At 38.6% G+C, this 16,078-nt stretch carries 17 protein-coding genes; 12 read left to right on the top strand and 5 right to left on the bottom strand.

Features of this window, described 5'->3' with window-relative positions:
• Positions 1-37: 37 nt before the first annotated feature.
• Together K2F45_RS22695 and K2F45_RS22690 are read left to right on the top strand one after the other, a co-directional pair.
• Positions 38-1,144, top strand: a complete 1,107-nt coding sequence (locus tag K2F45_RS22695) for a phosphotransferase enzyme family protein (protein WP_248932489.1) — start codon at positions 38-40, stop codon at positions 1,142-1,144.
• 79 nt (positions 1,145-1,223) lie between these two features.
• Positions 1,224-1,868 carry a carbohydrate-binding family 9-like protein gene (locus tag K2F45_RS22690; protein ID WP_075994957.1) on the top strand — a complete coding sequence of 215 codons (645 nt, stop codon included), beginning with the start codon at positions 1,224-1,226 and terminating at the stop codon, positions 1,866-1,868.
• A 23-nt stretch (positions 1,869-1,891) separates the two neighbouring features.
• On the opposite strand, the gene K2F45_RS22685 is transcribed toward K2F45_RS22690, so the two are convergent.
• Positions 1,892-2,230: a DUF2853 family protein gene (locus K2F45_RS22685; RefSeq protein ID WP_075994026.1), complete on the bottom strand. Its 339-nt coding sequence runs from the start codon at positions 2,228-2,230 to the stop codon at positions 1,892-1,894.
• A 225-nt stretch (positions 2,231-2,455) separates the two neighbouring features.
• On the opposite strand from K2F45_RS22685, the gene K2F45_RS22680 reads away from it, so the two are divergent.
• The 8 genes from K2F45_RS22680 (at position 2,456) to K2F45_RS22645 (ending at position 10,845) form a co-directional block, all read left to right on the top strand.
• Positions 2,456-2,704 (top strand): type B 50S ribosomal protein L31, encoded by a 249-nt coding sequence (locus K2F45_RS22680; RefSeq protein ID WP_046671774.1) that lies wholly within the window; start codon positions 2,456-2,458, stop codon positions 2,702-2,704.
• 78 nt (positions 2,705-2,782) lie between these two features.
• The gene (locus tag K2F45_RS22675) at positions 2,783-3,949 is read left to right on the top strand and encodes a putative sugar nucleotidyl transferase (RefSeq protein WP_248932488.1); all 1,167 of its coding nucleotides are present in this window, start codon (positions 2,783-2,785) and stop codon (positions 3,947-3,949) included.
• A gap of 11 nt (positions 3,950-3,960) precedes the next feature.
• Positions 3,961-4,728, top strand: a complete 768-nt coding sequence (gene tpiA, locus K2F45_RS22670; RefSeq protein ID WP_075994025.1) for a triose-phosphate isomerase — start codon at positions 3,961-3,963, stop codon at positions 4,726-4,728.
• A 9-nt stretch (positions 4,729-4,737) separates the two neighbouring features.
• Positions 4,738-5,577, top strand: coding sequence for a 50S ribosomal protein L11 methyltransferase (prmA, locus tag K2F45_RS22665; protein ID WP_075994024.1), 840 nt, complete (start codon positions 4,738-4,740; stop codon positions 5,575-5,577).
• 7 nt (positions 5,578-5,584) lie between these two features.
• On the top strand, positions 5,585-6,955 hold the full coding sequence (locus K2F45_RS22660) for a Mur ligase domain-containing protein (protein WP_075994023.1): 1,371 nt from the start codon (positions 5,585-5,587) through the stop codon (positions 6,953-6,955).
• Positions 6,956-7,021: 66 nt separating this feature from the next.
• On the top strand, positions 7,022-7,351 hold the full coding sequence (locus tag K2F45_RS22655) for a helix-turn-helix domain-containing protein (protein WP_046671770.1): 330 nt from the start codon (positions 7,022-7,024) through the stop codon (positions 7,349-7,351).
• A 137-nt stretch (positions 7,352-7,488) separates the two neighbouring features.
• The gene (locus K2F45_RS22650) at positions 7,489-9,261 is read left to right on the top strand and encodes a peptide MFS transporter (protein ID WP_248932487.1); all 1,773 of its coding nucleotides are present in this window, start codon (positions 7,489-7,491) and stop codon (positions 9,259-9,261) included.
• 54 nt (positions 9,262-9,315) lie between these two features.
• Positions 9,316-10,845 carry a peptide MFS transporter gene (locus K2F45_RS22645; RefSeq protein ID WP_075994022.1) on the top strand — a complete coding sequence of 510 codons (1,530 nt, stop codon included), beginning with the start codon at positions 9,316-9,318 and terminating at the stop codon, positions 10,843-10,845.
• Between the two features lie 79 nt (positions 10,846-10,924).
• Here K2F45_RS22645 and K2F45_RS22640 read toward each other — a convergent pair whose 3' ends face one another.
• Positions 10,925-11,917, bottom strand: coding sequence for an acyl-ACP desaturase (locus tag K2F45_RS22640; protein ID WP_075994021.1), 993 nt, complete (start codon positions 11,915-11,917; stop codon positions 10,925-10,927).
• A gap of 190 nt (positions 11,918-12,107) precedes the next feature.
• Here K2F45_RS22640 and K2F45_RS22635 point away from each other — a divergent pair, with 190 nt between their 5' ends.
• The gene (locus K2F45_RS22635) at positions 12,108-13,331 is read left to right on the top strand and encodes a cysteine desulfurase (RefSeq protein ID WP_248932486.1); all 1,224 of its coding nucleotides are present in this window, start codon (positions 12,108-12,110) and stop codon (positions 13,329-13,331) included.
• 12 nt (positions 13,332-13,343) lie between these two features.
• Positions 13,344-13,763, top strand: a complete 420-nt coding sequence (locus K2F45_RS22630) for a SufE family protein (protein ID WP_075994020.1) — start codon at positions 13,344-13,346, stop codon at positions 13,761-13,763.
• Positions 13,764-13,838: 75 nt separating this feature from the next.
• Here the strand turns inward: K2F45_RS22630 and K2F45_RS22625 are convergent, their stop codons facing one another.
• Genes K2F45_RS22625 through K2F45_RS22615 form a run of 3 tightly spaced genes read right to left on the bottom strand, consistent with a single transcriptional unit; the run spans position 13,839 to position 16,053 of the window.
• A complete protein-coding gene (locus K2F45_RS22625) occupies positions 13,839-14,663 on the bottom strand; it encodes a VOC family protein (RefSeq protein WP_083663747.1) in 825 nt (274 codons plus the stop codon).
• A gap of 23 nt (positions 14,664-14,686) precedes the next feature.
• Complete coding sequence (locus K2F45_RS22620; RefSeq protein ID WP_248932485.1) at positions 14,687-15,616, bottom strand: DUF1801 domain-containing protein; 930 nt, start codon at positions 15,614-15,616, stop codon at positions 14,687-14,689.
• A gap of 8 nt (positions 15,617-15,624) precedes the next feature.
• Complete coding sequence (locus K2F45_RS22615) at positions 15,625-16,053, bottom strand: DUF1801 domain-containing protein (RefSeq protein WP_248932484.1); 429 nt, start codon at positions 16,051-16,053, stop codon at positions 15,625-15,627.
• Between the last annotated feature and the right edge of the window lie 25 nt (positions 16,054-16,078).

Raw genomic sequence — 16,078 nt, 5'->3', positions numbered from 1 at the left:
ATTGCAAGCACATTGATGATTTAAAAAACATAGTTTAATGTCTGATTTTAACCAATTAGTAGTAGAGAGCGCAGCAAAACAATTCACATTAGAAGGAGATATCATTTCAGTGCAACCGTTTGGTTCTGGTCATATCAATGATACTTATCGTGTAGTTACTACTGTAGATAGCGGTATATCGCATTTATTACAACGTATTAACCACCATGTTTTTCCGAACGTGGATGGATTAATGCATAATATTGAGATTGTCACCAAGCATCTTAGTAAGAAAGTTAAAGTCGCTGAAGGAAAAAGAATCAGCGATCATGTATTGACAATTGTTCCTACAAAAGATGGGAAATTATATATAAAAGATAGTCAGGGTAATTATTGGCGCATGTTTATCCTCATAGAGGACACCAAAAGCTATGATATTGTAGAGACTGAGGTACAGGCAGCTGAGGGGGGGCGTGCTTTTGGTTTGTTTCAAAAGCAGCTCTCGGATTTAGATGCTTCATCGATCGTTGAGGTACTTCCTAACTTTCATAATATAGAGTTTAGACTCGAAAATCTTAGAAAAGCGATCGCTAAAGATGTCTGTCAACGCGTAGCGTCGGTGAAAGACAAATTGGATTTTATCTTTAGTCGTGAAGATCGAATGAAAACCATTCTTGAACTTGGTAGTAAGGGTGAGCTTCCGCTGCGTATTACACATAATGATACAAAGTTTAATAATGTGCTCTTAGATCGCCACGATAAGATGCAATGTGTCATCGATTTAGATACCGTCATGCCGGGCTATGTGGCATATGATTTTGGGGATGCTATTCGGACGATTATTAACCCCGTTGCCGAGGATGAGAAGGATGTATCGAAAATTCTGCTAAATCTTGCTTTATATAAGGCATATGCCGAAGGATATTTGGAGGAAGCTAATGACTTCTTGACAACTTTGGAGAAAGAAACATTAGTAGATGGAGCCTTCTTATTGCCCTATATGCAAGGAGTACGTTTCTTAACGGACTATTTGGAAGGAGATCATTACTACAAGACTAAATATGAGGACCATAATCTGGTTCGTACATATACGCAACTGAAATTGGTTGAAGAGATGGAAAAGAATGAAGCATTTATGCGTAAGGTAGTTTTTGATTGCATTTAACAATTTTATACCTTTAATCATATTGAGAAGCTTCCATCGCGTAGATGAAGCTTCTTTTTTCTGTAAAAAAAATATTCGAATGAAAAAACTAACCATTTTGCCTATCGCAGCGGAGCTGACCAATACACTAGATTATCATACTTTGTCGAAGCTCTTAAGCAATCTTGAATCTCATTCTTTGGAGTTTAATAATTGGAGCGAATCTTTCCCGTATAAACCTGAGGTACAATTTAAGATTGGCTACACCCGGGAATATCTAGTGTTGCAGTACGATGTCGTCGAAGAACAACTTCGGGGTAATTATTCCGATACAAATCAAAATGTATGGGAAGATAGTTGTGTGGAGTTCTTTATTTCATTTGATGGACGCAAACATTATTATAACCTTGAATTTAATCTAATTGGAACGGGTTTGATCGGTTATGGTCCGGCCGAAAAGGCGAGTAGAAATCGATTGGATAGTACAACAATAGAACAGGTGCGTACTTACTCTTTAATTGAGCGTAATGGTTCCGATAAGCGATGGAGTATGATTGAGGTAATTCCATTTGCTGTATTTCAGTTTGACGATCTTGTAGACCTGAAAGGTAAACGGATACATGGGAATTTTTACAAATGTGGTGATCATCTCAAACAACCACATTTTATATCTTGGAATAAAATAGAAAACCCAACTCCTAACTTCCATCTCCCCGAGTTTTTTGGAGAAATGGTCTTTGGTTAGGAGTTGAGTAAAAAAGTTGATGCTTATTGGTAAACAGATTCTTTTTTGAATTTCTTTGCCAATAAAGCATATACTAATACACGGTATTTATTTTTATTGGATTTGCCAATAGCGGTAATAACCTCCTCTAATGCTTTGTCTAGCTCAGGGCCATCTTTTAGGCCTAATTTTTTGATCAAAAAATTTTGTTTGACACGGTTCAGTTCTTCGGGATCTGATGCAGCGATGGTTTCGGAGTCTGCATTGTAAATGGAAGGTCCTATTCCTTTTGTTACTTTTGCAATAAATGCTTCATCTAATGATAAGCCTAGCTTTTTTGATTCTGCAACATATGCAGCAATTTTTTCATCTAATTTGCTCATAATTATGTAAGTGATTTAATTGTAGATAGTTAAGTTAGGTAAAAAAGTCGATAAACAAAATTATTCTTTTGTTCAAGGAAAGAATGTTACATTTGCAGTCTTGATAAGTGCCGTTAATTAAAATGTGGAAAAATTCAGCTAATTATTCTTGGTAATTGTTGTAAGTTACATTTTTATAAGTTATCTTTGCACCTCAATAATTGAATATACGTAATCATAATAATAATGAAAAAAGATTTGCATCCTTCAAATTACAGATTAGTTGTATTTAAAGATATGTCAAATGACTATGCTTTTATTACAAAATCTTGTGTTGATACTAAAGAAACTATCACATGGGAAGATGGTAATGAGTATCCAGTTGTAAAACTAGAGATCTCTCATACATCACACCCTTTCTATACAGGTAAAATGAAATTGGTTGATACTGCTGGTCGTATCGACAAATTCCGTAACCGTTACAACAAAAAATAATTGTAGCAGATCTGTATATTACAATATTAAGAACTCGATAAATATAATTTGTCGAGTTTTTTTTGTTATTTTTAATTTGTGAAAATCTTCTTTACAGATTGCTTTGATTCGATCCAATTGTTGGATAAGCTTAGCCCCCCATTAACTACTTTTGATAGAAAGAGTCTTTATCCATTTACTTTCGTAAAATCTTGCTTGGACCTTCGGGTTGGTATACTGACTTTACGGGAGAAATGGCAAAAATTAGCTTTAGCATTTGATGTACACTATATTGCCGCTCATTCGAACGAGGAGGGGATTATTTGGTTGTCTGAGAACGTTATCCCGTCAGTAGTATTATTGCGGGCTATACAGCGCTTGGGTGTAGGAGAGGTCCTTGTACAGGGCGGATACGTTATCGCTTGTTGTTATGCGCGTATGGGTTCTTATCGTGTACAAGAGATTGATACGTCAGTGGATCTACTAAAGGGGGTAGAAGATCTGTTTTTGCTTGCAGGAACTGAAATAACACGTGATTTCAATCTGCTGGTACAAGATGTTCAGTCGTCCAGTATAGCTGTGACGAATCAATTGTTAGGAAATGACCTTTATGTAGCAGATCGTGTTAGCGTGGAGTGTGCTACGATCAATACCCTCCAAGGCCCCATATATATCGATGAAGATGTTACAATTATGGAGGGAGCGCATTTGCGTGGTCCATTGTACCTTGGTAAAGGAGCTGTTGTGAAAATGGGCGCCACGATTTATGGCAATGTTTCGATAGGGAAGCAGAGTGTCATTGGGGGAGAGATCGGGAATTCGGTCATAGGTGATTTTTCGGCCAAGGGGCATCATGGCTATCTAGGTTGCTCGGTGATAGGGGATTGGTGTAACTTAGGGGCTGGTACCTCTAATTCCAATTTGAAGAATAACTTAAAGACCGTTTCAATTTATGATTATGCATTGGACGGTGTTCGGGATACAGGTCTGTTAAAATGCGGAGCCTTTATTGGAGACTATACGCGCCTTGGTATCAATTCGGCTTTAAATACAGGTACGGTAATTGGAATTGCAAGCATGCTAGCAGATACAAGTTTTTATGCTAAATTTGTACCGTCATTTGCTTGGGTGTTCGACGGAGGTGTGCAAACTTATGAATTTGATAAGTTTATGGCATATTTGGAGACGCTGTATGCATCAAAAGGGGAAGAGCTCACGGAGCAGATTAAAGATAAATTGAATCAACTTAACAAAAAATATAATTAAATCGTAAAATCATGCGTAAAAAAATCGTAGCTGGTAATTGGAAAATGAATTTAGACTATCAATCAGGATTGAGCTTGTTTTCTGAAATTATCAATATGGCCAAAGATGAAGTGATTGGAAACCAAGAATTGGTTGTTTGTAGCCCATTTATTCATTTGTCAAGCCTTGGGCAATTGTCGAAAAATGTTGCAAATGTAAATATCGGTGCACAGAATATTCACCAAGCTGAGTCCGGAGCCTATACAGGTGAGATTTCGGCTTCACAGGTAAAATCAGTAGGCGCTTCACATGTTATTTTGGGGCACTCTGAAAGACGTGCTTATTTTGGTGAGACTGATGCATTGTTGGCATCTAAAGTGGATATTGCATTAAAACATGATTTAACACCAATATTCTGTATTGGAGAAACAAAAGAAGAACGCGAATCTGGAGCTTTCTTTGATGTGATCAAAACACAATTGACAGATGGATTGTTCCACTTGTCTAAAGAAGCTTTTGCATCTGTGGTATTGGCATATGAGCCAGTTTGGGCAATTGGTACTGGCTTGACAGCTAGTCCTGAGCAAGCACAGGAGGTTCATAAATTTATCCGCGAGGTGCTAGCTGATCAATATGGTCAGGAGATTGCTGATAATACAAGTATTCTGTATGGAGGGTCTTGTAATCCAGGTAATGCAAAAGATTTGTTTGCTCAAGCCGACATCGATGGTGGTTTGATAGGAGGGGCTTCTTTAAAATCGAGAGATTTTATTGATATCGCTAAAGTATTTAACGGCTAATTTTTAGAAATGAAATACGTAGAGGTTATCTTTCAAATGCGATCAGGTGAAGAATGGCAGAAGGATTTGTTGATATCTGATTTGGCTGATATTGGCTTTGATACTTTTGAGGATACCGAATCTGGATTTGCAGCTTATATTTCAGCTGCAAATCTTGACTTGCAAGCATTAGAAACTTTGATGCTTCAACCTTATGAAGGCCTAGAGGTCGATTATAAGATACAGGAAATAGAAAACCAGAATTGGAATAAATTGTGGGAAAGTAATTTCAACCCAATTGAGGTGGGGGGGCAATGCTATGTGCGTGCAACTTTTCATGAGGTAAAACCTGAGTTTCCCTATGAAATCATTATAGATCCGAAGATGTCTTTTGGCACGGGCCATCATCAAACAACTTCGATGATGCTTCAGTATATTTTGGAGAATGATTTTAATGGCAAGCAGGTCTTGGACATGGGCTGCGGTACAGGGATTCTGGCCATTTTGGCATCAAAAAAAGGTGCTAATTCTGTGTTGGCGGTGGATTATGATGAAATATGTGTCGAAAGTGTGATCGAAAATAGGGCACTCAATCATGTTGAGCATATTGAGGCGCTCTGTGGATCTTACGAAGTATTAACAGGTCGGGTCTTTGATGTGATTTTGGCAAATATTAATCGTAACATTCTTTTAGAACAATTACCTCAGTATGCATTGAGCATTCGAACAGGGGGTGAGCTGTACCTAAGCGGTTTCTATGAGCAGGAAGATTTAGCAATCTTAAGCGATGCGGCGACGTCATTAGGTTTTGAGTTTATCTCCAAAAAAGTTTTAAATAATTGGTGTGCAGCCAAGTTTGTGAAGCGATAATTTAGCTATGCGGATTCATTTTATAGCAATAGGTGGTAGTGTGATGCATAACCTTGCTATTTCATTGGCAAAACAAGGGCATCAAGTGACAGGTTCTGACGATCAGATCGTAGAGCCTTCCCGTTCCCATTTGATTGAAGCAGGCTTGCTTCCCAATCAATTGGGCTGGTTTGAGGAAAAAGTGATGGAGGATATTGATGCTGTGATCCTGGGGGCTCATGCCCAGGCAGATAATCCTGAATTAAAGCGAGCACAGGAATTAGGTCTTAAAATTTATTCTTTTCCAGAATTTATACAAGAGCTTTCACAGGATAAAATCCGGGTGGTTATTGCTGGAAGTTACGGCAAGACAACCATAACGAGCATGGTGATGCACGTTATGCGATTTCTAGGAAAAGAATTTGACTATTTGGTAGGGGCTCAATTAAGAGGCTTTGATAAGTTGGTCGATATTACTAAGCATAATAAGATTATTATTATCGAAGGAGATGAATATGTTTCATCCAAGATTGATCCGAAGTCAAAGTTTTTGTATTATAAACCGAATATAGCCTTAATTTCGGGTATTGTATGGAATGAGTTTAACTCGAAAATATCACAAGAGGAATATATTAAACAATTTGAAGATTTTATTGACTCAATTCCGCCTAAAGGTACCTTAATTTATAATAAGGAAGATGTTGTTTTACAGAAGGTTCTTCAAGATACGAAAGATTGTAAGATCAATAGACATGGCTATAAGATTCCAGATTATACAATTAATAAGGGGGTAACCTATATCAATACACCGGATGGAGATGTTCCTTTGCAAGTGTTTGGCAAGCACAACCTATCTAATATTGCTGGGGCCTATACGATCTGCGAATGGTTGGGGATCAAAAAAAAGGAGTTCTTTGAGGCTATAAAAAGTTTTAATACTTCGATTCGTTATTTGGAATTTGTTGCAAGCTCGGAAGGATCGGTGGTTTATCAGGATTATGCCTGTAATGCGGATAAAGTGAAGTCAAGTATTCACGCCGTGAAAGAGCAATTTCCTAATCAGAAATTGGTCACAATTATCGAATTAAACTCGTATGATAGTTTAGATTCTTCCTTTTTGTTACAATATGCAAACTCGATGAAAGAGTCGGATGTATCTGTGGTCTACGTGAATATAAATTCTTGTAAAGAACTTAATAAAGATATCGAAAGTGTCCCAAATAATATTAAAGATAATTTTAATAATCCTGATTTAGAGGTTGTTGTAAGTTTAGACGGACTCTATTCATTTTTAGATGGTGTCAAATCAAAGGGCTACAATTTACTTCTTATGAGTTTAAATAATTATAATGGGGTTAATTTGTCCGTGCTGGCTGATCGGTTTTTTAGAGATTTTTAGAGAAAAAATTATAATTTAATGTAAATTAAATTGTAATTTATTATTTTTGTTTAAAATATCTACCAGATGAATGCATTAGGAAAAAAAATCAGATTACTTAGACACCAAAAGGGGTGGAGTCAAGAGGATGTTGCAAAACGATTGGATATCTCAATCCCAGCATTTTCTAAAATTGAAACAGGGATTACAGATGTGAATTTGTCTCGCCTGAATCAAATCTCAAAATTATTCAATTTGACAGTTGTTCAACTTTTATCTACCTCTGATTCTGAAGAAGACAAAGAGTATGTAAATGAGGTGAATGCTTTGACGCAAAAATTACAACAACGCGATAGCGAAGTAATTGAATTGCAGAAAAAGGTTATTGATCTTTATGAGCAATTGCACAAAAGATAAGGCATATTAAAATTGTTACCGAAAAGGCAATCCAAAGGGTTGCCTTTTTTTGTTTATGCAACTTTATTTTGGTCAAAAGTGATTTTGTTTTTGTTTCTTTGTAAGTATTTTATCAAAAAAATAAAGGTTGATTATTTATGGGGAGATTAAACGGGGATATTACGACTAGCCCGTCGACTGATTTTTTTAAGTCAAATGTATTGGGACAGCGTTCAGGGCTTTTTGTCCTTTTCTTTACTGAAATGTGGGAACGTTTTTCGTTCTACGGGATGCGTGTACTCTTAATGCAGTTTTTAACTGCTGCAGTTATTCAAGGTAGTCCTTTCTCTGGATGGTCCTGGACTGCACAACAAGCTGGAGCACTTTATGGGACCTATGCCATGATGCTCTATTTAACTCCTATTATAGGAGGGATTATAGCGGATAAATATATTGGATCACGTAAAGCTGTGATCATCGGTTCGGCGATTATGACGCTTGGCCATGCTGCCATGGCCTTTGATACTTCGATTATGTTTTTCCTTGGTTTAGTGTGTCTAGTTATCGGAACGGGTTTCTTCAAGCCTAACATGCCATCTATCTTAGGTGAGATGTATAAAGATCTGCCAGAAAAAAAAGACGGCGCTTATACCATATTTTATATGGGGGTCAATGCCGGTGCTTTCTTTGGTATGATGCTATGTGGATATATTGCCGAAACTTATGGCTGGCATTGGGGATTCGGTTTGGCTGGTATCTTTATGCTTTTGGGAACACTGCAGTTTGTTTTCGCAAAACCACTCATGGGAAATCTTGGTGTTTTAAATAAATCCACCTCTGGGGAGCATAAAGTTATCGCTGAGGATACGGATACAAGAAATCCATTTACCATACGGGATTATGTATTGATCGCGATCGTTTCTATTATTGGTTTTGTATACGCTTTTAATGACCCCTTGTCTAAAAATGGGATTCGTGATGTGTTTGCTGCGTTGGATACGCCGTTTCTAAGAGGGCAGTATATAATGGTCATTGTGGCGTTGATTCTCTTTATTTATCTTGTTGTTACTCGGATATTGCGTTACGACAAAGTGGTGCGGGATCGGATGTTCGCAGTTGTGCTGTTGGCTTTTTTCTTGGTCTTCTTTTTTATGAGCTTTGAGCAGGGAGCAACTTCATTAGTTCTTGTGGCTAGAGATAATATTGATAGATCACTTACTGGTGCTGCATTGACGACCTTTAATGTGGTAAATGGTTTATTGACGATTGTACCGCTTTCAATTATCTCTTGGGTTCTGATTAAATTGGCAAAAGTAACCTGGAACAAAATTGCCATTTCAAATATCGTATTGTTTATCTGTTTTGGGTTGATTTGGGGAGCAGTAATCTGGATGTTGTACAATGAGTTCAATAAAGAAGCATCAGAAATCAAAGTTTCTTGGTTCTCTATTCTAAACTCATTTTTTATCATTGCACTTGCCTCTTCGGTATCCAAAATTTGGGAGTCGAAGTATAATCCATCGGCGGCCTTTAAATATGGTTTTGGACTGATCTTGGTTGCGATAGGATTTTTGATTATTGGATTAGGATCAATAGGAATAAGTCAGGGGACAAAAATTTCGATGGTGTTTTTGGTGCTGACCTATTTGTTCCATACATTGGGTGAATTATTTATTTCGCCTGTAGGTTTATCTTATGTGTCGAAATTGGTGCCTGCGCGCATGCTTGCATTTATGTTTGGCATCTGGTACTTGGCAATCGCTATTGCGCAGAAACTTGCTGCAGCATTGGGGGGACAAGTCGAGACCATTCAAGAGGAACACTCCTTGAGTTACTTCTTCTTTTTATTTACAGCAATTCCTGCCTTAGCAGGCCTGTTAGTAATGCTGTTTAATCCATTGATTAAACGATTGATGCACGGAATTAAATAACAAATATATAAGCTTCTTTTACGAAAGAAGCTTTTTTGATTAATATAAATTAGTATGGAGGTTAGTACAAGGGAATCGCTAGAAGAGATTCAAAATTTTGACGGAAAGTACCCAAAGCAAATCTGGAGTTTGTTTTTTTCCGAGATGTGGGAAAGGTTCTGTTTCTATGGTATGCGCGGTATGTTGGTGTTCTTTATGATCACACAATTAAACTTTGCTGAAAAGGATGCCAATTTACAATATGGAGCGACACAGGCATTTGTTTATGCGTTTACATTTATAGGTGGGCTGTTTGCAGACAAAATTCTTGGTTTTAGAAAGTCTTTATTCTGGGGTGGCTTATTGATGATCGTAGGGAGCTTATTTCTTGCAGCAGATCCGCATAAGTATTTCTTTTTTGGTTTATCATTTATCATTATAGGTACCGGTTTTTTTAAACCCAACATATCGACGATGGTAGGCGAGCTGTACAAAAAAGGTGATGTTCGTCGTGATGGTGGTTTTTCATTGTTTTATGCGGGAATAAATTTAGGTGCATTCTTAGGCGGATATATCTGTGTTGCGATCGGTAAAGGATATATGCTGACGTCAATTATTTCTGAGGGACATCGTTGGAATGTTGCTTTTGGCTTGGCGGCGGTAGGAATGTTGGTTAGTTTAGTGAATTTTCATTTCACTAAAAGACATTTGGGGCCAATTGGACTTCAGCCGGGTAACCCTGATGCGATTGTAAAAACAAAGGCACTTCCAAAATGGGTAGAATATGCTGTATATATTGCCACGTTGATTTTTATCCCTATCATTCAGATCATGGTGTCAAAAACGCAGTATACAGACTATTTTATGTACACAATTGGCCCATTGACGCTGTTGTATCTTTTCTATGAAATGTCTAAAGTGACTGCTGAAGAGCGGAAGAAATTAATTGCTGCCCTGGTGTTTATTCTTTTCTCGATTATCTTTTGGGGAATATATGAGCAAAGTGGCGGTTCCTTAAGCATCTTTGCTGCTAAGCATTTGAATGATTCTTTATTGGGCGTTATGACGCTCGATCCAAATGGTGTTAACAATTCAGGTGGAGCGTTATTTATTATTGCATTAGCACCTCTTTTTGGCCTTTTTTGGATTTGGCTGGGCAAACGTAAACTTGAGCCAAATACCATTATTAAGTTTGGTCTTGGTTTTGTTTTCTTGGGATTAGGTTATTATGTTCTATTTGCTACGCGTTTATTCGCTCACGACGGTATGACCTCATTGGATGTCTTTACGCTTGCGCTGCTTGTTATTACCGTTGGGGAGCTTTGTCTATCACCAATTGGTCTTTCCATTATGACGAAATTGTCTCCGGCGAGATTGCAAGGTATCATGATGGGAATGTGGTTCTTGGCGAGTGCTTACGGTCAGTATGTAGCAGGTTTGATCGGTGCTAGTATGGCCGAAGCTAAGGAAGGCAGTTCCTTGGCGGATAAACTGGTGACTTATACGGAGAGTTATAAACAATTAGGCTTATATTCTCTGATTGCTGGTGTGGTGCTTATAGCCTTGTCGCCTGTTGTGCGTAAATTGATGGGTAACGTGAAATAAGCGTTAATAATTTTGACACAGTAAAGTTATTCGTTCAACATAAAAAAAGCTTGATTATTAAATCAAGCTTTTTTTTATATCAATAAATCCATTTGAATTTATAATCTTTTTCTGGAACCTTCATCCGATCAGCCAGTCTAGCCAAACGATCGGGTAGTTTCAGTAGATAATCTCTCGCTTTCTCACCTTTATCATTCAGGCCAGTAACTTGATCTATTTTCCACTCACTATTCAGCTCTTTCAAGATATCCACGTAGTCCAAAGCAGTATATACTCCCAATCGTTGGGCCGCGTCCGAGAAATGTGCAAATGCTTCTCCTTGGGGCTCGCCTGCTTCTCTTAAGAACTGGGCTGGCATAACGATTTTTTTACGCATCATATCCTCAAATGCAATCATGACTTCACTCGGGTCTACTGTGATTGCTTTTGAAATAAAAGACATATAGGCTTTGGCATGGCGTGCTTCATCAGATGCGATGACACCACACATTTTTGCCAAAAGTTTATCACCGCTTTTTTTAGAAAGCCCAGATACACGACGGTGGGAAACGTTGGTTGCCAATTCCTGAAATGAAGTATAAATAAAATTCCGGTAAGGGTCTGCACCAGTGCCGATATCAAAACCGTCTTGAATAAGATATTGTGTAGACATTTCAAATTGGCGCATGTCTATTCTGCCTGACAAATAAAGGTATTTGTTCAACAGGTCACCGTGGCGGTTTTCTTCAGCCGTCCAAGCGCGTACCCATTTCATCCATCCACCCTGCTCGTTTTTGTCAACATCTTCTACCATGGTTAACCATGATTCGTACGTTGGAAGGGCCTCTTCGGTGATGGTGTCTCCAACTAATACTGCGACCAAATCATAAGAGAGTTCTTTTGCACTTTCCTGCAACTCTTTTACTTCCTCAAAAAAAGTGTCCCTAGAAGAATCTGGAAGAAAATCGGCAGGTTGCCACATGTCTTCAACAGGCTTCAGGTATTCGCTCATCTCATTGAGCATGAACGGTTCCAAATAGGCCATCACTTCTTTACGTGAGCCTTCTGGTAAATTTAGAGGTAATTCTTGCATATCATTACAAAGGTAACTAAATAGCATCAATAAATTATAAAAGCGAACTATAATTGTTTAAAATGCCAGAAAATCCTTTTTTGGCTGAGGATACCTTGGAAAACCGACATTGATAATGACATAAAAAACAGATTGGCCAGCCTGTATTCGATAAAATACTATTAACTTTGTATAAATTATTTAGACGACGTTGGAAAAATTTAATATAGATAAAATACGTGCCGATTTTCCGATTCTGAAGAGAGAGGTCAATGGTAAACCATTGGTTTATTTGGATAACGGCGCGACAACACAGAAGCCGAGTTCTGTTATCAATTCGATTGTACATTATTATACAGATATGAATAGTAATGTGCATCGGGGCGTACATTATCTTAGTCAGATATCGACGGACGCTTTTGAGGTGACTCGGAAAAAAGTTCAGGCTTTCATCAATGCTACTGAAGATAAGGAAATCATTATCACTAAAGGAACAACAGATGGAATTAATCTGATCGCAACTTGTTATGGCAGAGCTTTTATCCACAAAGGTGATGAGATTATTATCTCAGCGATGGAACACCATTCTAATATTGTGCCTTGGCAGATGCTTTGTGATGAAAAGGGCTGTAAAATTCGGGTTATTCCGATGAATGATAAAGGTGAGCTTGATATGGATGCCTACCGCAATTTGTTTAATGAGAAAACCAAATTAGTTGCAGTAACCTATGTTTCAAACTCCCTCGGGACAATCAATCCTGTGCGTGAGATGATTTCAATTGCTCACCGACATGGTGCTGTTGTGTTAGTTGATGCTGCACAAGCGGTTCAACATATACAGATTGATGTTCAAAAGCTTGATGTAGATTTTCTGGTATTCTCCGGGCATAAAATGTACGGCCCTACTGGAGTTGGGGTGTTATACGGTAAAGAGGACTTATTGAACGCGATGCCGCCTTATCAAGGTGGTGGAGATATGATTAAAGAGGTTACTTTTGAAAAAACGACCTATAACGAACTGCCCTTTAAATTTGAGGCGGGTACGCCCAATATTGAAGCCGGTATCTGTCTGAACGAGGCTATCGATTATATCAATTCTATAGGTCTGGAAAATATCGAGGCCTACGAACACGATTTGTTGCAGTACGCTACGGAGAAATTGGCTGAAATTCCAGGTATGCGGTTTATTGGAACGGCCGAGAAGAAATGTTCCGTTATTTCATTTGTAATCGACGGCACGCATCCTTATGACGTTGGTGTGATCTTGGATAAATTAGGAATCGCTGTGCGTACAGGCCACCATTGTGCCCAACCTGTCATGGATAGGTTCGGCATCCCGGGAACTATTCGTGCTTCTTTAGCCGTATATAATACAAAAGAGGAAATAGATATTTTGGTCGCTGGTATCCAACGCGCGGTCAATATGTTGGTTTAATAAAAAATAGGTATGACCATTAATGAAATACAGGATGAATTAATTGAGGATTTTGCTTTCTTTACGGATTGGATGGAAAAATATGAGTACATCATCCAGCTGGGAAAAGAAGTGCCTCTAATTGATGAACAATACAAAACAGATGAATATATCATCAAAGGATGTCAGTCCAAAGTATGGCTTTTCCCGGAAATAAAAGATGGGAAAGTGTATTTTACGGCAGATAGCGATGCGATTATCACAAAAGGCTTGGTGAGTTTAATGGTCAAAGTGCTATCTGGACACAGCGCCAAGGAGATCGTTGATGCCGATTTATATTTTGTAGATAAAATAGGGTTAAAAGAACATTTGTCACCGACAAGGGCAAATGGCTTGCTATCCATGATTAAACAGATGAAATTGTACGCATTGGCATTGCAAGTGAAAGCTTAAAAGGGGATTATTCATCCCCTTTTTTTAATACTATTTTACATAGCTCTTATCCTGAGCTTGAGGTCTCTCTTGAAATTATCCTATGAGCTCCTGGATAATGATTTTTTTCATTTTCATGAGCGCTTCATTCGCCCCCGGTCGCTGTAGTAATGTTGCAATTTGTTCGGGTACGATCTGCCAGCTTACGCCGAATTCGTCTTTACACCAGCCACACATGCTCTCTTTACCTTTCTTCGTGATATTATTCCAGAAATAATCAATTTCCTGCTGATCTTTACAGAGGATTGTGAGTGAAATACCTTCGTTAAACGTGAAAGTTTGAGGAACTCCGCTATCCATTGCCATGAGCGTAAAATCCCGGACTAAAAATTGGGTATGTTGGATTGATCCGATATATTCACCTGCTGTGTATTTCATGATCCCATTGCTTCGAAAATCATGAAATAATTCTGCATAAAATGCTAAAGCCTGTTCACAATTTCCCTGTTGCTCTCCGCAGTACATTAAGGTTGGTACAATTGCCTGTTGGTTGGTGTCGCTTAGTTTACCGAGGTATAATTGCCAATTGACACCAAACTTGTCGGCCAGCCAGCCGTAGTAAGGGCTCCAAGGGTAGGAGTTTAGTGGCATTAAGGTATTGCCGCCCTCAGAAAGTGAATTCCAGATACGATCAATTTCCTCTTTGCTTTCGCAAATGGCCATAAATGATATGGAGGGGTTGGGTTTGAATATGGGGCCTCCATTTATTCCAATAAATTTTACACCGTTTAGGACAGCTTCAACAACGATGGGAGAGCTATTGCCAATATGGCTTTCGGGGAAGATGCGACAGTAAAGATCAAAGGCTTCCTGCGCGTTTTGATCAAACCAAATGGATGGGATAATTGAATTATTCATCATTTTCTTTTTGTTTTAGCGTTCACCTATTTGTATTTGTCGTTCAATCCCTTTTTAGCGAGGACCAACGGCTTAATTTTTTCAAGACGGGATTGTTTCGTTTTTTCTTGCTTGGCCTCATCGATGTACGCGATGTATTCTTTCTGTTTTCCTGGTGTTAAAGCCCGGAAACTTTCCCCGAAGGTCGGATCTGCCTGTAGTGCTTCTAATAATAGGCCAGTGGGGGCCTTCGTTGGAGATTTCGTTGGTTTGAGCTCTTTTCCCTCGTCAATGGTTTGGATGGATTCTTGGATATAGGCGGCTATTTTTTCGACATCCATATCCATAACGTCTTCAAAGCGCCATTGTCGTAATGCTTTCGTTTTTCCTTCGGAGGCACTGATGAGATGTTTATCCGGATCGGTTAAGAATACACCATTATAAAACCAGAGGGAAAAGAAATTTTTAAAGCCGCCCCAACCGATGACATTTTTTCCTTTATGAGTATAGATGTAACTCCCCCATTTGAATTCCTTTTTTAAGGAAGTTCGCAGGATGATTTGCTGCATGAGTTCTTCGGCCTCCTGCCAGTTCCCTCGGCTTTGGTACCAATTAGGGCCTTGTTTGTCTTTAAGCTTATCAATATTAAAATTGACAATATCGGTAATTATTTGTGTTGGAATCGGTTGATCCAAGGGGATTTGTATTGCACCCTTTGTGGTTTTAAAATTTTTGAGTTCTGTAGCGAAGTGCTCGATCGCAGCGGGGCCTGGATAGAGGCCCAAATGGTTTTTGTTCATCGCAAAATGGATGATATTACCCTTGTATCTGAAGGTCGGCATTTGATAGGAGATCGTTTCATCTGCAGAAGGAGGGACTAGGTCAGCAATAAGCTGTCTCACCTTGATCAGATATTCCTTTTTCTCCTCTTCAAATTGATTGATATATTCGTCTATTGTTGCGATGCTCGTTGCCATAATTCGTGTTATTCTTTGATTCTCGTATACTTATTTTCTATAAACTGTATCGTTTCGGACATAAGCTGATGGAGTATCTCTATATTGATGTCGCTTAATTTCTTGATGTATATGCAGGCTTTGCCTATTTTGAATTTCCCGAGCTGATCGACCAAATGTCGGTGCTCATCGGCACCGGTAAATACATAAAGGGAGATTGCTGATTTTCGGGGACTAAATCCAATCAAAGGAGCATAGCCTTCATGCCCACTTGCATAGGTATAATGATAGTTTCCAAATCCGATGATAGTTGGTCCGTACATTTTAGCCGGCTCACCCGCTGTGGTTTCCATAAGTTGTATCAGTGTTGCACTATCGATTTGTTTTTGTGGGTCGTCAACTGTTTTTATAAAGTCTTGGACAGATGCTTCGGTATATGCCGTTTTATTTTTTGCCATGTATAGTTGAAGTCTTTGCCGGATA

This window comes from Sphingobacterium siyangense, from assembly GCF_023277505.1.
GTDB lineage: Bacteria > Bacteroidota > Bacteroidia > Sphingobacteriales > Sphingobacteriaceae > Sphingobacterium > Sphingobacterium siyangense.
The sequence above is the reverse complement of the archived record's forward strand: the minus strand, read 5'-3'. Positions and strand labels throughout refer to the sequence as shown.

Bases quoted from the DNA above. Each gene is read 5' to 3' on its own strand.
- K2F45_RS22695 (WP_248932489.1), top strand. From the start codon at position 38: ATGTCTGATTTTAACCAATTAGTAGTAGAGAGCGCAGCAAAACAATTC.
- K2F45_RS22660 (WP_075994023.1), top strand. From the start codon at position 5,585: ATGCGGATTCATTTTATAGCAATAGGTGGTAGTGTGATGCATAACCTT.
- prmA (WP_075994024.1), top strand. From the start codon at position 4,738: ATGAAATACGTAGAGGTTATCTTTCAAATGCGATCAGGTGAAGAATGG.
- K2F45_RS22630 (WP_075994020.1), top strand. From the start codon at position 13,344: ATGACCATTAATGAAATACAGGATGAATTAATTGAGGATTTTGCTTTC.
- K2F45_RS22680 (WP_046671774.1), top strand. From the start codon at position 2,456: ATGAAAAAAGATTTGCATCCTTCAAATTACAGATTAGTTGTATTTAAA.
- K2F45_RS22625 (WP_083663747.1), bottom strand. From the start codon at position 14,663: ATGATGAATAATTCAATTATCCCATCCATTTGGTTTGATCAAAACGCG.
- K2F45_RS22620 (WP_248932485.1), bottom strand. From the start codon at position 15,616: ATGGCAACGAGCATCGCAACAATAGACGAATATATCAATCAATTTGAA.
- K2F45_RS22655 (WP_046671770.1), top strand. From the start codon at position 7,022: ATGAATGCATTAGGAAAAAAAATCAGATTACTTAGACACCAAAAGGGG.
- K2F45_RS22640 (WP_075994021.1), bottom strand. From the start codon at position 11,917: ATGCAAGAATTACCTCTAAATTTACCAGAAGGCTCACGTAAAGAAGTG.
- tpiA (WP_075994025.1), top strand. From the start codon at position 3,961: ATGCGTAAAAAAATCGTAGCTGGTAATTGGAAAATGAATTTAGACTAT.
- K2F45_RS22615 (WP_248932484.1), bottom strand. From the start codon at position 16,053: ATGGCAAAAAATAAAACGGCATATACCGAAGCATCTGTCCAAGACTTT.
- K2F45_RS22645 (WP_075994022.1), top strand. From the start codon at position 9,316: ATGGAGGTTAGTACAAGGGAATCGCTAGAAGAGATTCAAAATTTTGAC.
- K2F45_RS22650 (WP_248932487.1), top strand. From the start codon at position 7,489: ATGGGGAGATTAAACGGGGATATTACGACTAGCCCGTCGACTGATTTT.
- K2F45_RS22690 (WP_075994957.1), top strand. From the start codon at position 1,224: ATGAAAAAACTAACCATTTTGCCTATCGCAGCGGAGCTGACCAATACA.
- K2F45_RS22685 (WP_075994026.1), bottom strand. From the start codon at position 2,230: ATGAGCAAATTAGATGAAAAAATTGCTGCATATGTTGCAGAATCAAAA.